Annotated in this window: 18 protein-coding genes; 7 read left to right on the top strand and 11 right to left on the bottom strand. The window is 68.8% G+C overall.

The window, feature by feature from the left end; genetic code table 11:
• The first annotated feature begins 65 nt into the window (after positions 1–65).
• Positions 66–1,361, top strand: coding sequence for an EAL domain-containing protein (locus ACODT0_RS23070; RefSeq protein WP_489042371.1), 1,296 nt, complete (start codon positions 66–68; stop codon positions 1,359–1,361).
• A gap of 136 nt (positions 1,362–1,497) precedes the next feature.
• On the opposite strand, the gene ACODT0_RS23065 is transcribed toward ACODT0_RS23070, so the two are convergent.
• Complete coding sequence (locus ACODT0_RS23065) at positions 1,498–1,875, bottom strand: LysR substrate-binding domain-containing protein (RefSeq protein WP_489042382.1); 378 nt, start codon at positions 1,873–1,875, stop codon at positions 1,498–1,500.
• 33 nt (positions 1,876–1,908) lie between these two features.
• On the opposite strand from ACODT0_RS23065, the gene ACODT0_RS23060 reads away from it, so the two are divergent.
• From ACODT0_RS23060 to ACODT0_RS23045, 4 genes are all read left to right on the top strand, one after another.
• Positions 1,909–2,676: an ATP-binding protein gene (locus tag ACODT0_RS23060; protein ID WP_489042370.1), complete on the top strand. Its 768-nt coding sequence runs from the start codon at positions 1,909–1,911 to the stop codon at positions 2,674–2,676.
• 192 nt (positions 2,677–2,868) lie between these two features.
• The gene (locus ACODT0_RS23055) at positions 2,869–3,102 is read left to right on the top strand and encodes a hypothetical protein (RefSeq protein ID WP_431513687.1); all 234 of its coding nucleotides are present in this window, start codon (positions 2,869–2,871) and stop codon (positions 3,100–3,102) included.
• Between the two features lie 398 nt (positions 3,103–3,500).
• Positions 3,501–4,229 (top strand): hypothetical protein, encoded by a 729-nt coding sequence (locus tag ACODT0_RS23050; RefSeq protein ID WP_489042369.1) that lies wholly within the window; start codon positions 3,501–3,503, stop codon positions 4,227–4,229.
• 33 nt (positions 4,230–4,262) lie between these two features.
• Complete coding sequence (locus ACODT0_RS23045) at positions 4,263–4,553, top strand: hypothetical protein (protein ID WP_489042368.1); 291 nt, start codon at positions 4,263–4,265, stop codon at positions 4,551–4,553.
• A 505-nt stretch (positions 4,554–5,058) separates the two neighbouring features.
• Here ACODT0_RS23045 and ACODT0_RS23040 read toward each other — a convergent pair.
• Entirely contained in the window at positions 5,059–5,523 is a 465-nt protein-coding gene (locus ACODT0_RS23040) for a hypothetical protein (RefSeq protein ID WP_489042367.1), read from the bottom strand.
• Between the two features lie 268 nt (positions 5,524–5,791).
• On the bottom strand, positions 5,792–6,322 hold the full coding sequence (locus ACODT0_RS23035; protein WP_489042366.1) for a cytochrome P460 family protein: 531 nt from the start codon (positions 6,320–6,322) through the stop codon (positions 5,792–5,794).
• Between the two features lie 239 nt (positions 6,323–6,561).
• Here ACODT0_RS23035 and ACODT0_RS23030 point away from each other — a divergent pair, with 239 nt between their 5' ends.
• On the top strand, positions 6,562–7,722 hold the full coding sequence (locus ACODT0_RS23030) for an acyl-CoA dehydrogenase family protein (RefSeq protein WP_489042365.1): 1,161 nt from the start codon (positions 6,562–6,564) through the stop codon (positions 7,720–7,722).
• 33 nt (positions 7,723–7,755) lie between these two features.
• Here ACODT0_RS23030 and ACODT0_RS23025 read toward each other — a convergent pair whose 3' ends face one another.
• A complete protein-coding gene (locus ACODT0_RS23025) occupies positions 7,756–8,751 on the bottom strand; it encodes an NADPH:quinone oxidoreductase family protein (protein ID WP_489042364.1) in 996 nt (331 codons plus the stop codon).
• Between the two features lie 152 nt (positions 8,752–8,903).
• On the opposite strand from ACODT0_RS23025, the gene ACODT0_RS23020 reads away from it, so the two are divergent.
• A complete protein-coding gene (locus ACODT0_RS23020) occupies positions 8,904–10,016 on the top strand; it encodes a CaiB/BaiF CoA transferase family protein (protein WP_489042363.1) in 1,113 nt (370 codons plus the stop codon).
• A 1-nt stretch (position 10,017) separates the two neighbouring features.
• Here ACODT0_RS23020 and ACODT0_RS23015 read toward each other — a convergent pair whose 3' ends face one another.
• The 7 genes from ACODT0_RS23015 to ACODT0_RS22985 all read right to left on the bottom strand — a co-directional run bounded on the left by ACODT0_RS23015 (position 10,018) and on the right by ACODT0_RS22985 (position 17,858).
• Entirely contained in the window at positions 10,018–11,061 is a 1,044-nt protein-coding gene (locus ACODT0_RS23015) for an AraC family transcriptional regulator (protein WP_057595090.1), read from the bottom strand.
• An 80-nt stretch (positions 11,062–11,141) separates the two neighbouring features.
• Positions 11,142–12,122 (bottom strand): Bug family tripartite tricarboxylate transporter substrate binding protein, encoded by a 981-nt coding sequence (locus tag ACODT0_RS23010; protein WP_489042362.1) that lies wholly within the window; start codon positions 12,120–12,122, stop codon positions 11,142–11,144.
• A 13-nt stretch (positions 12,123–12,135) separates the two neighbouring features.
• Positions 12,136–13,701 (bottom strand): AMP-binding protein, encoded by a 1,566-nt coding sequence (locus ACODT0_RS23005; RefSeq protein ID WP_489042361.1) that lies wholly within the window; start codon positions 13,699–13,701, stop codon positions 12,136–12,138.
• Positions 13,702–13,807: 106 nt separating this feature from the next.
• Positions 13,808–14,638: a ChbG/HpnK family deacetylase gene (locus tag ACODT0_RS23000; protein WP_489042360.1), complete on the bottom strand. Its 831-nt coding sequence runs from the start codon at positions 14,636–14,638 to the stop codon at positions 13,808–13,810.
• A complete protein-coding gene (locus tag ACODT0_RS22995; protein ID WP_489042359.1) occupies positions 14,635–15,627 on the bottom strand; it encodes a glycosyltransferase family 2 protein in 993 nt (330 codons plus the stop codon). Before ACODT0_RS22995 ends, ACODT0_RS23000 begins: the two co-directional genes overlap by 4 nt.
• A gap of 112 nt (positions 15,628–15,739) precedes the next feature.
• On the bottom strand, positions 15,740–17,182 hold the full coding sequence (locus ACODT0_RS22990; RefSeq protein ID WP_489042358.1) for a sensor histidine kinase: 1,443 nt from the start codon (positions 17,180–17,182) through the stop codon (positions 15,740–15,742).
• The gene (locus ACODT0_RS22985) at positions 17,175–17,858 is read right to left on the bottom strand and encodes a response regulator transcription factor (protein ID WP_489042357.1); all 684 of its coding nucleotides are present in this window, start codon (positions 17,856–17,858) and stop codon (positions 17,175–17,177) included. Before ACODT0_RS22985 ends, ACODT0_RS22990 begins: the two co-directional genes overlap by 8 nt.
• Between the last annotated feature and the right edge of the window lie 6 nt (positions 17,859–17,864).

The raw sequence follows: 17,864 nt of genomic DNA, 5'->3' as shown, positions 1-17,864 counted from the left end.
CACAGGGATGGATGTCACGGATCGGATCTTCAGGATGGATGCCGTTGAGAATCAGAGAGGGAAAGATGAAGAGTGTCCAAGATCCGCTCACGGGCTTGCTCGCTCGTCAGAGCTTTGTCGATGCGGCTTCGCATTGGCTCGGATCGGAGAAGCGGCCGCGCCAGCGCTTGGTGATCTTCGAAGTCTTTGGCTTGTCGATCATCAACGAGACACAAGGTCTGGCGTTGGGAGACAAGGTGCTGCAGGAGGTGGCTCGATGGCTGGCGTCGAAATTCGATCCGGCTCGGTGTGTTCTGGGGCGGTGGGCGGGCAACAAGTTCGTCGTGCTGTACGAGCCATGCGGCACCGAGGCTTTTCCCGGTGAGATCCACCGCGCGAGCCTCGGATCCCTCGGGCTTGGATCGAGTCTGGGCAGGCAGGCGGACCTGACTCGCCTGCACGTCGGGTTTTGCGACAGCGCTTCACGCCAGATCGATGACCTCCTGACCTTCGCGAGCGAGGCGCTTCACGCGTCCACGCGGTCGACGGGCGCATGGGGCTATCGCTTCGATGAGGCGATGCATCGACGTCTGTTGCGCCGCCAGGACATCGAAAAGGATCTGGCCTGTGCCATCGAGGCACGGGAGATCGGGCTGTGGTATCAGCCGATCCTCTCGAGCGATGGCTCCAGCCTCCATAGCCTGGAGGCGCTGTTGCGCTGGAACCATCCGAGGCAAGGATGGACTTCACCCGAGGAGGTGGTTCACGCGGCCGCGGTCATGGGGATGGGCGAAACGCTGTTGCAGCACATCCTGCAGGAGGTCTGCCACGGCTTGCACGCGTTGGCGGATGCGGACCCTCGGTTCGAGAAGGTTCCCGTGGCCATGAACGTGTCGCCCCGTGAGATCGGAGATCTTCCTCTGAGCGACATCGTGTCGAGGACTTTGCTGCGCGAGGGCATCGCCCCTCGGCATCTGAGGATCGAGATCACCGAGGAAAGTGCGCTGGACAGTCTGTCGTCTTCCGGGCAGCTCGAAGCGCTTGCAGCGGCCGGAATCGCCATCGCGGTGGACGACTTCGGTACCGGCTATTCGTCGCTGGCGATGCTGGGCGACAAGTACGTCAAGCAGATCAAGATCGATCGACTGCTGATATCGGAGTTCCACCGCTCCGACAGGCGCATGCTGCTCGTGGATTCGATCATCCACCTCGGACACGCACTGGGCATGGAGGTGGTGGGCGAGGGCGTGGAAACGGTCGAAGAGCTCGAGCATTTGCGTTTGCTCGGTTGTCCGTTGGTTCAGGGCTACTACCTGGCGCGGCCAACGCCGTTGGAGACATTGATCGCCCAAGTTCGTCACGCAAGAATGGATTGGGGCTAGCGAGCGCACCCGAATGGTCGAGAGCGCGCATGGTCCCTGTCCTTCACCCTCGTCAGCGAGAGGCTTCGCCGCGGACGAGCCCAGGCGTAGGTTCTCTCGTCATTGTCCCAGGCCCGCGAAGGCGGCCTGCCCTCGATCAGAGGGTGGCGGCGGCAAGTTCGTCCAGCAGGATCTCGCGCAGTCGTGCCACTGCCGGTGTCGGCGCAGCCTTGGCCGTGTAGAGCGACAGCGCGATATCCGGCAGCTTCGGCAAGGCGTTCGAGCGTCCGAGTACCGCCAGTTGCGGCGGCAGGCCCAGCGTGGTGCGGATGGTGATGCCCAGCTCGGCCGACGATGCCGCCCACAGTCCCGCGAGGCTCGGCGAGCTGAAGGCCAGGCGCCAGCGTCGCCGGGCCCGGTCGAGTGCCTCGATGCCCGGCTCGCGGAAGGCGCAGGGCGCTTCGAGCAGAGCCAGCGGTAGCTCTTCGCCGCGCCGTACGGCGAAGTCCTTCGACCCGATCCAGACCATCGGCAGGCGCTTGACCAGTGTCGTGTCGGGATCAAGGCCTTGGCACTGGCCGCGGAGCGCGTCAGCCGCGGCGCGCGCATCGAGCCGCTCTCCATCACCGGACCCAGCGAGGCACGCGAGGTGTCGACTGCTTTCAACCTGATGCAGAACAAGCTCACCCGCTTCATCGACCACCGCACGCAGCTGCTCGCCGCCATCAGCCACGACTTTCGTACGCCGATCACGTCGCTGCGGCTGCGCGTCGAGATGGTGGAAGACGACGCGCTGCGCGTCCTCATGACGCGCACACTCGACGGTATGCGGCAGATGGCGGAGCAGACCCTGCGCTTCGCCCAGGACGATGCACAGAGCGAAGGCATGCAGGACATCGACCTGCAGGCGATGCTCGAGGAGGTGGTGGACGAGCACCGTGCCCTGGGCCGTGACGTGTCGCTGGCCGCACATGCGCCGCATGCGCACCGCGCCCGGCCGATCAGCTTGCAGCGCGCGGTGAGCAACCTGGTCGACAACGCAGTGCGTCACGGCCACCACGCCGGGGTTCGCCTCGTGGTCGACGACGGCATCCGCATCGAGATCGACTACGAGGGACCGGGACTGCCCGCCGACATGCTCGAGCGGGTCTTCGAACCGTTCTTCCAGCGCAGCCGTGCCCGAAACCATTCCGAGGGAGGCGTGGGACTCGGACTGTCGATTGCGCGTTCCTGTGCTCGCGCGCACGGCGGAGAAGTGGTGCTCTTCAACCTGCCCGAGGGTGGCCTTCGCGCGATCATCAAGCTGCCGGGGGAGTCGGCCCCGGCAGGGCATTGAAGCGAACGTGAGGCCGTCTTGAAAATCCTGGATGGCTGGACGGGACAGTTGACCTGGTCGTCACCTTCCCGCTCAACCGCGGCAAGGACATCTTCATCTTCGCGACCACGCCGCGGGACAGCTGGCAGCTCGATTCCTGGACCGGGCCCGGCGACGTGGACGAGTTGCGCGCGCCACCTCGAGGGCGTGGCGGTGGACGGCACCGCCGCCGCGCTGGCCGACTTCGAGACCGCCCGCATCGAGCGCGCCAGCCAGGTGCAGCTCAGCTCGCTTGGCAACAACTGGCTGCGCGAGGGCGGCAACGTCGACTGGGTGTACGCCTACGACGCCTGGGCCGTGCCGCTTGGTGTACCTGCTTCCAGCTCTCCTGCTGCAGATAGACCGACGACCCGACCAGTAGCGCGCGGGGCTGGCAGAGGAAACTGAGGTGGAGACGGGGGACGAGGAGGCTCAAGCTCGGGCAATTCCCCCGGTCGTGCGCTGTCCCGCGCGTGGTTGAACGTCGTGTCGCTCGCATCCCCTTGGATGCCCTGTCCAGTCGGGACCCGAGCTTTGCATTCATTGGTCCGACCAGGTCGGTTACCTCGATCGTTTTCTGTCGTCAAGCCGGAAACACCACTACTCCGCCGCGCAGGCGCCGCTTCGAGCCGGCTTTCGACTTCGTTTCTCGGTTGGAGGCGGGACCACTATTCGATTATCGGATTGAAAGTATCTAGAACTTGGCTGATTGGCGATAGTGGGTTTAATTCAGAATCCAGCCTGCTCGAGCGTGGCGCCTCCAAGTCGCCTCGCCGCAACCCAGTTCAACAAGAAGAAATGCAAACATGAAAGATCCCGACCTGGCGCAAGAACACACGAAGAAACTTGCCAAGATTGAGGATTGGGATACCGAAAAAGTAGCCAGGGGGAAGCTCGAAGCGCATGACAACGAGCAGGTCGCCATGTCTGCCGGCAGCGGCTTCGATCCGACGTTCGGATTGCTCACGACGCGTCGAGGTCGCTGCTTTTCTCTTGGCTTGCTCGTTTCGGTACTTTTGAGCTGGGCCTTGTTCCACTACTGGATCTACAGACCGACACCGCAGCAGTTCAGCATCTATCCGTTGGCCCTGAAAGGCGCTGCCTGGCAGACTCTCGTGCGTCAGGGCATGAGGGCGGCACAGATTCCCGAGGCGGTTCAACCGCGTTTGATGGCGCAATGCAAGCAGGACGCTTGCGTGGTGCCGTCCTTCGAAGACTGGAAGCGGGTGGTCCCCCCCAAGTCGGTCCTGGGGCCCGAAATCACTTACTGCGAAATGTGGGATGCCATTCGCCGTGATCCTGGCTCACCCTATCTGGGAAAGAACCGAATGCCTGCCGAAGCCAGCACAAACTGGACGGTTGGATCGGTGACTCTCACCGATGGCGGCACCCGCCCCGCGTGTTTCCAGCGCAGGCCGCTGTCGAACATGGCTGTTGCCGGTGCCAGCCCATTGAAGTCGCTGGTGCTTCTTGCGTTCTTCGCGGTGCTCGTCGGTGTTGCGATCGCAGTCAGCCGGCGCCTTCCCCCCGGCTGATCGGGCAACAAGGTTTACAAGAGGAGAGAGAGCATGAAGTTTCGATTCGTTGCCGTGATCGTGTCTTGCCTGCCGTTGGCGGCGTGCTCTGCGGGGCCGAAAGACGAGGATGTCGTGAATCTCACCAAGGCCTTCGGCGCAACCCGGGGAATGGTGATCGATTCCGTGAAGAACCTCGGTTGCGAGAAGGCCAAAGAGGGGGAGGTGAAGGATTCCGGGGAGCACTATCGATGCAAGGTGGAAACCACCCGCGGAACGCAAAAGGGGACCGACACCATCTACTTCCAGAAGATGGGCGAGAACTGGCTTGTAAAGGGGACCTAGCCTTCTGCTAGAAGCGCACTCTCCGACGTTGGCCATGACCGAGCGCCGTCTCGCCGAAGCCGTTTCCTTCATCCGGATCGACTCCGGCGACCAGGATTTCTCTTGCCTTCTCGAGCTTACCCAGGTCTACAGCATGCGTTGGTGCGGCCTCGATGTTCATTTTGAGAAAGGCGCAAATACTCAGCGATCGAGATTCGATGTGTCCTTCGGCGCCTTCCGGGCCACTGGCTTGTGGCTCGTTCCGATGCGGTACAGCCCGAGTACGACGCAGATCGGTCCCACGACCCCGCACAGATGCGATGCCAGTACAGCCAGAAGAGGCTGCCCTTGAACGGCTCTTGTAGCAGGCTCGCTGCACAAGGTCAGCAGCGCGCCTCCCAGCAACAACTTTGCGCCGCTGATCCCGCGATCTGTCCATGGTTTCATTCCGTCATTCCTCATTGGATCCATAGCGCCTGGCACTGTCATGTGCCCGGAAAGCGATGCTCCGATCGTTCCAAGGCTGCTATCGCGTCTTGCGAGCTTCGTTCAGGGCTTCGGCTGCCGCCGCCAACAGGTTCTCGAAAGGCTCGGGCGCCTCGCCTTCGTACGAGATGACGGCATCACAGTACTTCGCCAGCGCACAACTGATGATCATCACCGCGGCACAGTCCTTCATGCTGCCTCGCCAGGCCATGGAAACGCAGAAGTCGCGCGCGCCGGCCATTTCGAGGATTCCATCGTCTCCATCCGCCGCCTGTGCTGTCGTGCTCGGCCACAGTTCTGGCCCGACGTCGCTATCCCCTTCCAGCACGCAGGGCGAGAAGCCTTGATCGCTCTTGAGGTCCAGATCGGGGCAGAGTTGGAGGTCGAAGCCCAGCTCGTCGATCCACCCTTGCAGAGCCGAACGGCTGGGAAGGGATTCGGATCTGAGAAATGCGAATTGGGTGTTGGACATGCTTTGCGCCGAAATGGTGTTCTGGCCGCGCATGAGTGACCGCTTCCGAGCGAGTCTACGTTGGCCCCGAACGGTGGTTGGGGCGAATGTTGCCATAGCCGCGATGAGATGAGACCCTGGCAACCTCTCGGCGATGCGCACATGAGGTCGTGTGCATCTGCAGCGCCCAAGCTGGAGAGGGGCTGGATCGAGCCTGTCTCGCACCACGCTCAGCTGCACGGCGGGATGGCGGTGGCTGACGGTGGCCAGCCAATCTGCGCTACACGCCTCCCCTCAGAGCTTGGACTGGACAGGCCCAAGCTCACGGCGCCAGCCGCGTGAACACATAGTCCCTGTCCTTCACCCGCGCCGCATGGCAGGCAAAGCAGGTCTGGTGCTGCGCGATGTCCACCGGCTTGCCATCGACGAAGCGCCCGAAGCCCCAGCCGCCGGTGGCGGCGTACTTCGCTGAATCTTTGACCATCACCTGCACCGTGGTCGCCGCGCCGGGCACCAGCGCGGGTTCGAAGTCCGGCGACTGCACGTGCTTCCACGCGAGCTTGGTCAGCACGGTGCCGTCTGGGAAGGGCAGCGCGCCCTTCTTGTAGGCGTCGACGGCGGTCTTGTTGCCGAGCACCACGCGCAGTTCGTTGAGCGGCTCGGACTCCAGCGCGGGCGCGATCAGCTGCCATTCGCGATAACCCTTGGGGATCGTCACGCCATAGATCGGTGACGCGGCGGAGGTGGACGTCGAGGCGGCGGGCTTGCCGTCCGCGGCGATGGACACGGCCGCGAAGACGCAGGCACCGAGCGCGAGCGCCACGGCGGCGATTTCCATGCGGATGGTTTTCATCGAAGGCTTTCTTGAAGTGGGGGCGCCGCGATTCTTCGGCGCCTCCGCGCGCCATTGCGCGGCCTTCGTATGCCCGTGTATCCGCGCCGCGCGCGCGACACACTGCGATTCGCTGCGAGCCCGGCGGCGATGTCATGCAGTTTGAACGACAGTGCCATGGAAGCCGCGCGCCCGCGCCGATCCAATCGATCGCGTTGACATGCCATCGGGTGCATGTCCGAACCGCGAGAGGCACACCAATGGATTTCGAACTCAACCCCGCGCAACGCGATCTTCAGCAGCGCGCGCGCAGCTTCATCGGGACGGAAGTCCTGCCGCACTACCGCGAATGGCCGGTCGCCAACAGCGACTACAGCCCCGAGCTCAACGCCCACCTCAAGGGCAAGCTGGCCGAGTACGGCCTGGCCAAGCTGATCGTGCCCAAGGAATTCGGCGGCCAGGGCCTGGGGCCGATGGAGGACGTGATCGTGCTGGCCGAGTTCTCGAAGTCGCCGCGGCGCATGCCGGGCGGGCCGTTCGCGCCCTGGCCGGTGCTCTACCAGGCGCCCGAGAAGATCCGCGAGAAGTACCTCTATCCGGTGCTCGAGGGCAAGACGGGCTGGTCGATGTGCTTCACTGAACCCGAGGCCGGCTCGGACCTCGCGGGCATCCGCACGACGGCGGTGCGAGAGGGCGACCACTGGGTGCTCAACGGCACGAAGATGTGGCGCACCGGCCATCACTTCGCGTCGTACACGGCGATCGCGGCGGTCACCGACCCGAGCAAGGGGCCGAAGGGCATCAGCGTGTTCCTGGTCGACAACGACACGCCGGGCTTCACGAAGTCGCGCGACATCCCGGTGATCGCGCGGCAATGGGGCACGGAGCAGGAGGTGCGGCTCGAGAACGTGATCGTGCCGGCCGAGAACCTGCTGGGCGCGGAGGGCGAGGGCTTCTCCATCGCGCAGCACCAGTTCAACCGCTTCCGCCTGCGCCTGGGCGGCACCGCGCTCGGGATGGCCGAGCGCAGCCAGGAACTGGCGGTCGAATACGCGCGCGAGCGCAAGGTGTTCGGCAAGGCGCTCGGCGACAACCAGGCGATCCAGTGGATGCTGACCGACAACCAGTACGACATCGAATCGATCCGCCTCAACACCTACTACGCGGCCTGGATGGTGGCGCGCGGCGGCTACTCGGCCTCGCGGATGCAGGCGGCCATGGTGAAGGCCTATTGCGTGGATGCGGGGCTGCGCGTGATCGACCGCTCGATGCAGGTGCTGGGCGGCCGCGGCCTCGCGATCGAGGACTATCCCTTCTTCGACTTCCACAACCTGCTGCGCATGTGCAAGCAGATGGAGGGCTCGACCGAGATCATGAAGATCGTGATGGCGCGCGAGATCCTGTCGGGCGAACTGAACTGAAGAAGAAAGCGGCGGCCCGGGAGGCCGCCGCCTTCACGCGACCACGACGATCTTGCCGAGCGCGCCGCGCGCATCGAGTCGCGCGATGGCCGCGGGCGCATCGGCCAAGGCGAAGGTCTCGGTCACCTCCGGCTGCAGCAGGCCCTCGCGCCACATCGCGAGCAGCGAGTGCACGTTGCGGTCGTTGAGCTTCGGGTCTTCCTGCACGAAGCTGCGCCAGTCCACGCCGACGATGTGGCGGCTCTTGAGCAGCGCCAGGTTGAGCGGCACGCTCGGGATGCCAGCGGTGAAGCCCACCACCAGGTGGCGGCCGCCGCGGCGCAGACTGCGCAAGGCCGGTTCGGTGTAGCCGCCGCCGACCGGATCGAACACCACGTCGCAGCCGTCGCCGCCCACCGCCTCCTTGATGCGGCGCGCGAGCGCCTGCTGCGCCTCCCGGCCTTCGACCTGTTGTTCGTAGACGAGGCCGCCCGACGCGCCGCGCGCCATCGCGAAGGCCAGCTTGGAGGGCGAGGACACGGCGGCCACCACGCGGGCCCCCAGCGCATGCGCGACCTCGACCGCGGCCGACCCCACGCCGCCCGCGGCGCCGAGCACCAGCACCGTCTGCTTCGCTTGCAGCTGGGCGGCGTCGCACAGCGCGTGGTAGGCGGTGGCATAGGCGAACATGAAGGCGGCCGCCTGCGTGCGCGGCGTGTCGGCCGGCACGCGCACGCAGCGCTGCTCGGCCACGGCGATGCGATCGGCCATGGCGCCCCAGCCGCAGCGGCCGATGACGAGGTCGCCCTCGCGCAGCCCAGACACGCCCCGGCCCGCCTGTTCCACGACGCCGCAGAACTCGCTGCCCAGAACGAAGGGCCGTTCGGGCCTGACCTGGTAGAGGTCGCGGATCAGCAACCCGTCGGGATAGTTGACGCCCACCGCGGCGATCTTCACGAGCACCTCGCCCTCGGCGGGCACCGGGTCCGGCAGTTCCTGCCACACCAGCGTCTCCGGTCCCCCGGGGCGATGACTCACCCATGCTTTCATGTTCGACTCCTTTGGTTAGCGCCATGATGAAAGGCCGGCCTGGCCCGCGCCATGACCGCCGCGCGCAACCCGCATGGCGCGGCGCGCAGGGGTCATGGGGAACGAGCGTGGCGGTCATCGCGGCCGTGCAAGCGCGACGGCACCATGCGGCGATGCACGACACGTCGAAGAACACGCCATCATCGCCCGCCGGCCCCTTGCGCGGCCTGCGGGTCGTGGAGTTCGCGGGCCTGGGCCCGGTCTCCTTCACCGCGATGCTGCTCGCCGACATGGGCGCGCGGGTCGCGCGCATCGAGCGGCCTGGCGCGGCGCAGATGGAGCGCGGCGCGACGATGCGTGGCCGCGAACGCCTCGCGCTCGACCTGCGCGCGGCGGAAGGACTCGCGACCGCGCGCGAACTGCTGCGCCATGCCGACGTGGCGATCGAGGGCTTTCGTCCCGGCGTGATGGAAAGGCTGGGGCTCGGCCCCGCCGAGCTGTTCGCGCTGCGGCCCGCGCTGGTGTTCGGCCGCATGACCGGCTGGGGACAGGACGGCCCGCTCAGCCACCAGGCAGGCCATGACATCGACTACCTCGCGGTCGCCGGCGGGCTGCATCCCATCGGTCCCGTCGAGGCGCCCAGCGTGCCGCTGAACCTCGTCGGCGACTATGGCGGCGGCGCGCTCTACCTGGCCGTGGGCGTGCTCGCGGCCCTGCACGAGGCGGCGCGCAGCGGGCGCGGCCAGGTCGTCGATGCCGCGATCTGCGACGGCGCGGTGTCGCTGCTGTCGCTGATCCATGGCCTGCGCGCCGCCTCGCGCTGGCGCGACGAGCGGCAGGCCAACGTGCTCGATGGCGCCGCGCCGTACTACCGCAGCTACCGTTGCGCCGACGGGCTGCACCTGGCGGTGGGCGCGATCGAGCCGCAGTTCCATGCCGAATTTCTCGCGCGCCTGGGCCTGGATGCCAAGGCGTTCGCGCAGCACGATCGCGATCGCTGGCCCGAGCAGGCGCGCGCGCTCGAGGCGCTGTTCGCGCGCGAGCCACGCGCGCACTGGGAGGCGTTGTTCGAAGGCGGCGACGCCTGCGTCGCGCCCGTCCACAGCCTCGGCGCGAGCACGCGCGATCCGCACCTCGTGGCGCGCGGCACCTTCGTCGAACTCGAAGGCGAACTGCAGCCCGCGCCGGCGCCGCGCTTCAGCCATTCACCTTCGCTGCCGCGCCCCGCGACATCGGTGGTGGCCGATGCGCACTGGCTGGCGGACTGGGCGCGGCCAGGACCCTGAATCAGGAGGCCGGCGGGTTGGCCCGGTACTCGGTCGGCCCCGTGCCGGTCCAGCGCCGAAAGGCCCGATGGAAGGTGCTGTACTCGGCGAAGCCCAGCCGCAGCGCGATGGTCTCGAGCTTCACATGGCCCTGGCGCACCATGTCGAGCGCCGCGCGGCGGCGCACGTCGTCGCGCAGTTCGGAGAAGCCGCAGCCCTCGTCGACCAGATGCCGTCGCAGGGTCACCGGCGTCATGTGGAGGCGGGCCGCCACGTCGTCCAGGCTCATCGGCGTGCCCACCTGCGCGCGCAGGATGGACTTCACGCGGTCGCTGACGCGGCTCTGGTCGTAGTAGCGGGTGATGAGCATGCGCGGCGCTTCCGAGAGGAAGCGGCTCAGGCGCTCCTCGCCGCCGATGATCGGCAGCGAGGCCAGGTGGCATTCGAGCCGCAGCGCGGTGAACGGCTGCTCGAAGCGGATCTCGCGCGTGTCGTAGGTGCGCAGCGTCTCGGCGCTGGCCGGCCGGCGCGGATACGAGAACTCCACCGCGGTCAGCGGGATGCGGCGGTCGACCAGCCAGCACATGAACTGGTAGAGCAGGAAGATGGTCGCCCCATGCAGCGCCACATGCCGCTCGGGTGAGAGCGCGCGCAGCGGCTTGAGCCAGACGATGGCCTCGCCGCCTTCGCGGCGGATCTTGATCGAGAAGTCGTCGACCACCAGCGCATAGAAGCGGCCGATGACGACCAGCGCCTCGCCGAGCGTGCGGCAATTGACGATCAGCCGGCACAGGGTGTGGAAGGTGCCCGGCGGTATCGGCCGCGAGGCGATGCCCCAGGCCTCGTCGCGCGCGCGCCGCGCCAGCAGGATCAGGAAGCGCGTGAAGGCCTGTTCGCTGACGCGCAACCCGCGCGCATCCAGCTGCCGCGGATCGATGCCCGAACGGCGCAGTACCGCCTCGGCCTGCGCCGGCGGCAGGGCCGCGCTGCGCAGGAACAGCTGCACGAACCAGCCGGCGATCGGCGGCGGCGTGGCGCTCGGCGAGGGGCCGGGGGCGGCGGTCATGAAGCGGGCGGGTGCGGACTGGTGCGGGAAGGCGCGGGCATGCGCTTCGCATTGTCGCGCCGCCCGCACGCGCGGCGCCGTCAATCGGCCGTGATGTTGAAGCGCCGGCTCAGCGCCTCCCAGTGGCGGTACTCGTTCTGCATCGCGGCGGTGATCTGCTCGGGCGTCTCGCTGCTGGGCTCGAGGCCCGCGAGCTGCAGCCGGCCGACCATGTCGGGCTCCTGCAGGATGGCGCGGATCGCGTTGCGCAGGCGCTCGGCCACCGGCGCCGGCGTGCCCGCGCGCAGGAACAGGCCCCACCAACCCGTGTAGTCGAAGCCTGCATAGCCGAGCTCGTGCAGCGTCGGCACCTGCGGCAGCGCCGTCAGCCGCTTGCTGTGCGCCACCGCGATCGAGCGCAGTCCCTTGTCGCCCTGGCGCTCGATCGCGGTGGCGGCCGAGACGAAGGCCATCGGCACGCGTCCGCCCAGCATGTCCTGCAGCAGCGGGCTGGTGCCGCGGAAGGCCACGTGCGGCATCTCGATGTTCCAGGCCGCGCGCAGCTGCTCGCCGTAGATGTGCGAGGTCGAGCCCGCGCCATAGGAGCCGAAGGAGAAGTTGCCCGGGTTGGCCTTGGCCGCGCGCGCGAGCTCGGCCAGGTTCTGGTAGGGGCTCGACGCGGGCACCACCAGCACCACCGCCTGGCGGCCCAGCAGCACCAGCGGCTCGATGTCCTTGGCGAAGTCGTAGGGCGGCTTGCCGCGCGACAGCGCGATGTTCTGGATCAGGCTCGTGATGTGGAACAGCACCGTCAGCCCGTCGGGCGGCTGGCGCAGCAGGTACTGCGTGCCGATGAGGCCGTTGGCGCCGGCTTTGTTGTCGACCAGCACGGTGCGCGCGAGCACCTCCTGCAGGCGTTGCGCGAGCGGGCGCACCACGGGGTCGGCCGCGCCGCCGGCGGCATAGGGCACGAGCAGCGTCAGCGGCCGGGTTTCCGGCTGCGCACCGGCCAGCTCGGGCAGGCCGGCCAGCGAGGCCAGCAGGGCCATCGTCCAGTGCCTGCGTCCGATGTCGATCGTCATGGTCGGGTCTCCGTCACGGTTGGGAAGCGGGTGCCGCGAGCGCGCGGTAGCGGTCGCGCACCACGCGCTTGAGCAGCTTGCCGGTCTCGGTGCGCGGCAGCTCGGTCGCGAAGTCCACGCTGCGCGGGCACTTGATGGCCGACAGGTGGGCGCGGCAGTGCTCGATGAGCTGCTGCGCGGTCGAGGCATCGGCGAGCGCGGGGTCCTTGAGCTGGACCACGGCCTTCACCTCCTCGCCGAACTCGGCATGCGGCACGCCGATGACGGCCACCTCGTGCACCAGCGGGTGGTCCTGCAGCAGGTTTTCCGCCTCCTGCGGATAGATGTTCACGCCGCCCGAGATGATCATGTTGGCGCGCCGGTCCGTGAGGTAGAGGTAGCCCTCGGCATCCACGTGCCCGATGTCGCCGAAGGTGCCCCAGCCCTGCGGCGTGTGGGTCTCGGCGGTCTTCACCGGATCGTTGTGGTACGCGAAGCTCGGGCCGCCTTCGAAGCAGACCAGGCCATCGACCATCGGCGCGCATTCGCCGCCGTCGTCGCCGACGATGTGCAGCACGCCCTGCTTCGCGCGGCCCACCGAGCCGGGGTGCGCGAGCCATTCGGGCGCCGAGATCGCGGTGGCGCCGGCGCGCTCCGAGCCGGTGTAGTACTCCCAGACGATCGGGCCCCACCAGTCGATCATGCGGCGCTTGAGCTCGATCGGGCAGGGCGCGGCCGCATGCAGCGCCAGCCGGTGGCTCGAGAGGTCGTGGGCCGCGCGGCGCTCGGCCGGCAGCGCGAGCAGGCGGATGAACATCGTCGGTACCCATTGCGAATGGGTGACGCGCCAGCGCGCGATCGCCGCGAGCGCGCCCTCGGCATCGAAGCGGCGCATCAGCACCACCGTGCCGCCGAAGGCCACGCAGCGCACGCTGAAGCGCAGCGGCGCCGCGTGGTAGAGCGGCGCGGGCGAGAGATAGACGCTCGCGGGATCGAAGGCGAAGAACGAGAGCCAGTCGCCCGCGAGCGCCTTGCGCAGCTGCTGGTCCTCGAGCTTGTGCTTGATGCCCTTGGGCCGGCCGGTGGTGCCCGAGGAGTAGGCGAAGTCCAGGCCCAGCGGCCGGTCGGGCAGCGGCGGCACCGGACCGTCGTCCTCGACCAACGCGCGGTAGCTCGCGGCGCCTTCGACCGGGTCTTCGGCGTCGATGCAGAGCACCGCCTCCAGCTGTTCCGGCCAGGCCGCGCGTTCGGCCCAGGGCCGCAGCGCCGTCTCGGTCAGCAGGATGCGCGCGCCCGAGTCCCGCAGGATGTACTCGATCTCGCCCGGCGTGAGGTGCGTGCTGATCGGCACGTAGTAGAGGCCGGCGCGGCGCGCGGCGAAGGTGAGCTCGAAGTATTCGAGCCGGTTGCCCAGCAGGATCGCCACCACCTCGCCGGCCTCGAGCCGGGCCGCGAGAAAGCGCGCGAGCCGCGCCGAGCGTTCGTGCAGGCTGCGGTAGTCCAGCGTTTCGCCGGTCTCGGCCAGGATGGCCGCCGGTCGCGCGGGGGCCTCGGCGGCGAAGCGCGCCAGGCCGTCAAGGACGGGTTCGTTCGATGGCAAGTCGGTCTCCGTGTGGCCCTGGCCACCTGGAGCGGCGCGGACCTTGTCTCTCGTTCAATGGTCCGAGGATACGAAGCCGGGTCGGCGCGCGGCATGACCGGGCCGATCAAACTGCATGACGCGCGCCTGCCGACCACGGCGCGAGTTCGACCCGCCCGCCGCGCGGATCGCGCCATGGGAACGCCATGGCGGCCAGCACCGTGTACTCGGCAAGCCTCGCCGTCTGGTGCGGCATGCCGGCATCCCCGGCCAGCGAGGGATGGCACATCAGCACGTCGCCGCTGCGCGCTTCGGACAGCCACCCGAGCAGCCGCCGCCGGTAGCCATCCGCGTCGTCCGCGAAGTCGTAGACCCCGAGCAGCCTTCGGCTCGTCGGCATCGACCGGCGTGCGGCCTCGCGCATCAGCGCGCGGCCCCCCAGCGCGTGGATGACCCGGGACTTGAGCGAGACGGCGCCGGGCCGGGTGTTGCGCAGCCATGGCGGCGCCGCCGCGTAGCGGCGCGACAGCTCCTCGAGCAGCAGCTCCCGCACCACCGGCAGCTGGTGCACGTGCCGGTGCCCGTCGACGAAGGCGGGCGCGCGGCCCAGGCCGTCCTCGAAGCGCGAGAGCTGCCCGGCGATGGTCTGCCGCAGGCGCGTCCGCGGCATGGCCCGCGCATAGCAGCGCAGCACCAGCGGGCCCAGGCCGGGTTCCTCGGCTCCCGGGGTCCGTGGCGGCGTGAGGTCCAGGTGCAGTCCGACGTCGACGCGCGCGGCATCGATGCGCCGCAGCGCCGGCAGTCCGTCCGGCCAGGCCTCGCGCAGCACCAGGCAGCCGGTGGCCGAGAGATTGCGCCGCGCGATCAGGTCGAGCACCGCCGCGTTGATGCCCGCGCTCATGCCGAAGTCGTCGGCGCAGATGCAAAGCCGTTGCGTTGCTGCCGCGGGCGCGGTCATGGCTCCTCGGTTTCCAGGCCGTGGCCGCGCTGCTCGCGCACCACGTAGACGGGCCGGCCCTTGACCTCCTCGAAGATGCGCGCCACGTATTCGCCGAGGATGCCGGTGGAGATCATCTGCACGCCGATGAAGAACATCAGGCTCACGACGATGGTCGACCAACCCGACACCTCGTTGCCGAAGCACATGTAGTCGAAGACCACGTAGCTGCCGTAGCCGAAGGCCGGCACCGCGAGCATCAGGCCGGCCACGCTGACCATGCGCAGCGGCCAGGTGGTGAAGGAGGTGAGGCCGTCGAGCGCCAGCTTGAACAGGCGCCGCGCGTTGAAGCGGCTGCGCCCCTCGGCGCGCGGCGCCGGCGTGTAGGGCAGTGCCACGGCGCGAAAGCCGACCCAGGCGTACAGGCCCTTCATGAAGCGGCTGCGCTCGGGCAGCTTCAGCAGCGCATCGACCACCTTGCGGTCCATGAGGCGGAAGTCGCCGGCGTTCTCCGGCACCGCGAAGCGGTCGGAGGCGTTGAGCAGCCGGTAGAACAGGCGCGTGCTCCAGGTCTTCAGCGGCCCCTCGTCGCGGCGGTCCTCGCGCACCGCGTAGACCACCTCCGCGCCCGCGCGCCACTGGTCGATCATGGCGCGCACCAGCGCGGGCGTGTGCTGCATGTCGCCGTCGAGCAGCACCACCGCATCGCCGCGCGCCGCGCCCAGGCCGGCGGTCAGGGCCGCTTCCTTGCCGAAGTTGCGCGACAGCGAGAGGCTGCGGATGCCGGGCCGCTCGCACCAGGCGCCGAGCACGAGGTCGGTGTCGTCGGTGCTGCCGTCGTTGACCACGATCACCTCCCAACGCAACCCGGTGGCGCGCAGCATGCGCTCGAGTTCCGGCAGCAGCGCGCCCAGGTTCCGCGCCTCGTTGAAGCACGGCACGACGCACGAGATGCTCGGGATGGCGACCCGCGGCCTCTGCAGTCTCGATTCGGGGAGGGGGGCGTTCATGGATGGACCGGCGGCACCTCGGGTGCCGTGACGAAGAATGAGCTGGAGATTACGAGCTTGTGCATAAGAAAGCACTCAATTCCATGTGCGCGACGCGACCCTTTGCGCGCGGTCAGTGCGGGGTCAGCATCGCCGGCTCCGACTGCGCCGCGGCCAGCGGCAGCCACAGCTCGAAGCGCGCGCCGCCGCCCGGCGCGTTCATGGCCTCGATGCGGCCGCCATGCCCCTGGACCACCGCCTGCGACAGCGCGAGGCCAAGTCCCAGGCCCGGCGTGGCCTCGTCCGAACGCGCGCCGGCGCCGCGATAGAAGCGCTCGAACAGGTGCGGCAGCTCGTCGTTGCGGATGCCCGGGCCGTGGTCCGCGACGCGCACCACGGCCTCGCCACCGCCGGGCGGCGCGAACACGTCGACGTGGACGGTGCCGCCGTCGGGCGAGAACTTCAGCGCGTTGTCGAGCAGGTTGGCCAGCGCGAGGTTCGCGGCGCCGCGCGCCACGCGCACCGCCACCGGCGCTTGCAGTTCCAGCCGCAGCCGGATGCCGCGCTCGCGCGCCATCGGCTCGAGGCGCCGCACCGCTTCCTCGGCCAGCCGGTCGAGCGCCACGGTCTCCGCGGCCTCGCGTTCCTGGCCCGCGTCGATGCGCGCCAGCACCAGCAGCTCCTCGACCAGCAGCGTGAGCGACTCCACCTCGTCGAGCGCGGAGCGCAGGGTCTGGACGTAGGCCGCCGGTTCGCGCGGCCGGCGCAGCGCGAGCTCGAGCTCGGTGCGCAGCCGCGACAGCGGCGAGCGCAGCTCGTGCGAGGCATCGGCGGTGAAGCGCCGCTGCGCCTCCATGCCGTGCTCGATGCGCGCCAGCATCGCGTTGAGCGTCTCGACGAGCCGGCCGACCTCGTCGGCCGTGCCAGGGCTCGGCAGCCGTTCGCTGAGGTTGGCGTCGCTGATGCGGTGCGCCTGCTGCACCACCTCGTCGATGGCGCGGAAGGCGCGCCGCGTGATCAGCGTGCCGGCCAGTCCCAGCGCCAGCAGCAGCGCGCCGCCGAGCACGAGGAACAGCACGCTGGCCATCGCGACCGTACGGTTGACGTCGTCGAGCGAGCCGGCCACCTGCACCGCCAGCGTCGCCGCGCGGCCGGGCACTGGCACCGAGACCATGCGCGTGGGTTCCTCGCCGAAGCCCTCGAGGGTCTCGAACACGGTCTCGCCCGCGGCGAGCCTCTCGCGCAGCAGCGGCGGGATCGGCAGCTGGGCCTCGCCGAGGTTGGTGCTGCGCGCGAGCACGCGGCCGTCGGGGCCGACGATCTGCACCAGCCGGTCGAGCCGCACGAAAGAGGGCGCGCCCGGGCCCGAGGGCGCCTCGTGCACCGTGGCCGCGCTGCCCGCGTCGGCCGACAGCAGCATGCCGAGCTCGGTCTCGGCCAGTGCGAGCAGCGCGGCGTCGAGCTCGCGGTGCACGTTGCGCGCGAACACCGCATAGGCGCCGAAGGCCGCGATGGCCATGACCGCGACCGTCACGCCCACCTGCACCAGCACCAGGCGCCGGCGCAGGCTAAGCATGGCCGTCGTCCGCCGCGAGCCGGAAGCCGCGGCCGCGCACGGTGCGGATCAGCGGCGGCGCCGGTGCCGCGTCGACCTTGCGGCGCAGGTTGCCCACATGCACGTCGATCAGGTTGTCGATGCCGATCAGGTCGTCCTTCCAGACCTGCTCGGCCAGGCGCGCACGGCTCACCACCTCGCCCGCATGCCGCAGCAGCATGTGCAGGATCGCGAACTCCTTGTGCGTCAGGTCCAGCACCGCGCCGCCGCGCTGCGCGCGCTGGCGCTGCGGATCGAGGCTCAGGTCGGCCAGCGACAGGATCGCGGGCCGCATGCTCTCCGGGCGGCGCAGCAGCGCGCGCACGCGCGCCAGCAATTCGTCGAAGGCGAAGGGCTTGGTCAGGTAGTCGTCGGCGCCGGTGTTCAGGCCCTCCACGCGGTCGCGCAGCGCATCGCGGGCCGTGAGCATCAGCACCGGCGTCGCGCAGCCGCGGCGGCGCAGCTCGCGGCACAGCGAGAGGCCGTCGCCCCCCGGCAGCATCCAGTCGAGGATCAGCAGGTCGTAGGCCTGCACGAAGGCCCGCTCGTCGCCTTCCTCGGCGCTGTGCACGGTGTCGACCACGAAGCCCTCCTCCTCGAGGCCGCGCGCGAGCAGCCGGGCCGCCTTGCGGTCGTCTTCGATCAGCAGGATTCGCATGGTGGC

This window comes from Variovorax sp. FG153 (assembly GCF_057809595.1).
The sequence above is the reverse complement of the archived record's forward strand: the minus strand, read 5'-3'. Positions and strand labels throughout refer to the sequence as shown.

What these genes read in the sequence shown, in the direction of transcription:
- ACODT0_RS23045 (WP_489042368.1), top strand. Translation starts at nt 4,263, where the DNA reads ATGAAGTTTCGATTCGTTGCCGTGATCGTGTCTTGCCTGCCGTTGGCG.
- ACODT0_RS23040 (WP_489042367.1), bottom strand. Translation starts at nt 5,523, where the DNA reads ATGCGCGGCCAGAACACCATTTCGGCGCAAAGCATGTCCAACACCCAA.
- ACODT0_RS23000 (WP_489042360.1), bottom strand. Translation starts at nt 14,638, where the DNA reads ATGACCGCGCCCGCGGCAGCAACGCAACGGCTTTGCATCTGCGCCGAC.
- ACODT0_RS23070 (WP_489042371.1), top strand. Translation starts at nt 66, where the DNA reads ATGAAGAGTGTCCAAGATCCGCTCACGGGCTTGCTCGCTCGTCAGAGC.
- ACODT0_RS22985 (WP_489042357.1), bottom strand. Translation starts at nt 17,858, where the DNA reads ATGCGAATCCTGCTGATCGAAGACGACCGCAAGGCGGCCCGGCTGCTC.
- ACODT0_RS22990 (WP_489042358.1), bottom strand. Translation starts at nt 17,182, where the DNA reads ATGCTTAGCCTGCGCCGGCGCCTGGTGCTGGTGCAGGTGGGCGTGACG.
- ACODT0_RS23015 (WP_057595090.1), bottom strand. Translation starts at nt 11,061, where the DNA reads ATGACCGCCGCCCCCGGCCCCTCGCCGAGCGCCACGCCGCCGCCGATC.
- ACODT0_RS23030 (WP_489042365.1), top strand. Translation starts at nt 6,562, where the DNA reads ATGGATTTCGAACTCAACCCCGCGCAACGCGATCTTCAGCAGCGCGCG.
- ACODT0_RS23035 (WP_489042366.1), bottom strand. Translation starts at nt 6,322, where the DNA reads ATGAAAACCATCCGCATGGAAATCGCCGCCGTGGCGCTCGCGCTCGGT.
- ACODT0_RS23020 (WP_489042363.1), top strand. Translation starts at nt 8,904, where the DNA reads ATGCACGACACGTCGAAGAACACGCCATCATCGCCCGCCGGCCCCTTG.
- ACODT0_RS23025 (WP_489042364.1), bottom strand. Translation starts at nt 8,751, where the DNA reads ATGAAAGCATGGGTGAGTCATCGCCCCGGGGGACCGGAGACGCTGGTG.
- ACODT0_RS22995 (WP_489042359.1), bottom strand. Translation starts at nt 15,627, where the DNA reads ATGAACGCCCCCCTCCCCGAATCGAGACTGCAGAGGCCGCGGGTCGCC.
- ACODT0_RS23010 (WP_489042362.1), bottom strand. Translation starts at nt 12,122, where the DNA reads ATGACGATCGACATCGGACGCAGGCACTGGACGATGGCCCTGCTGGCC.
- ACODT0_RS23050 (WP_489042369.1), top strand. Translation starts at nt 3,501, where the DNA reads ATGAAAGATCCCGACCTGGCGCAAGAACACACGAAGAAACTTGCCAAG.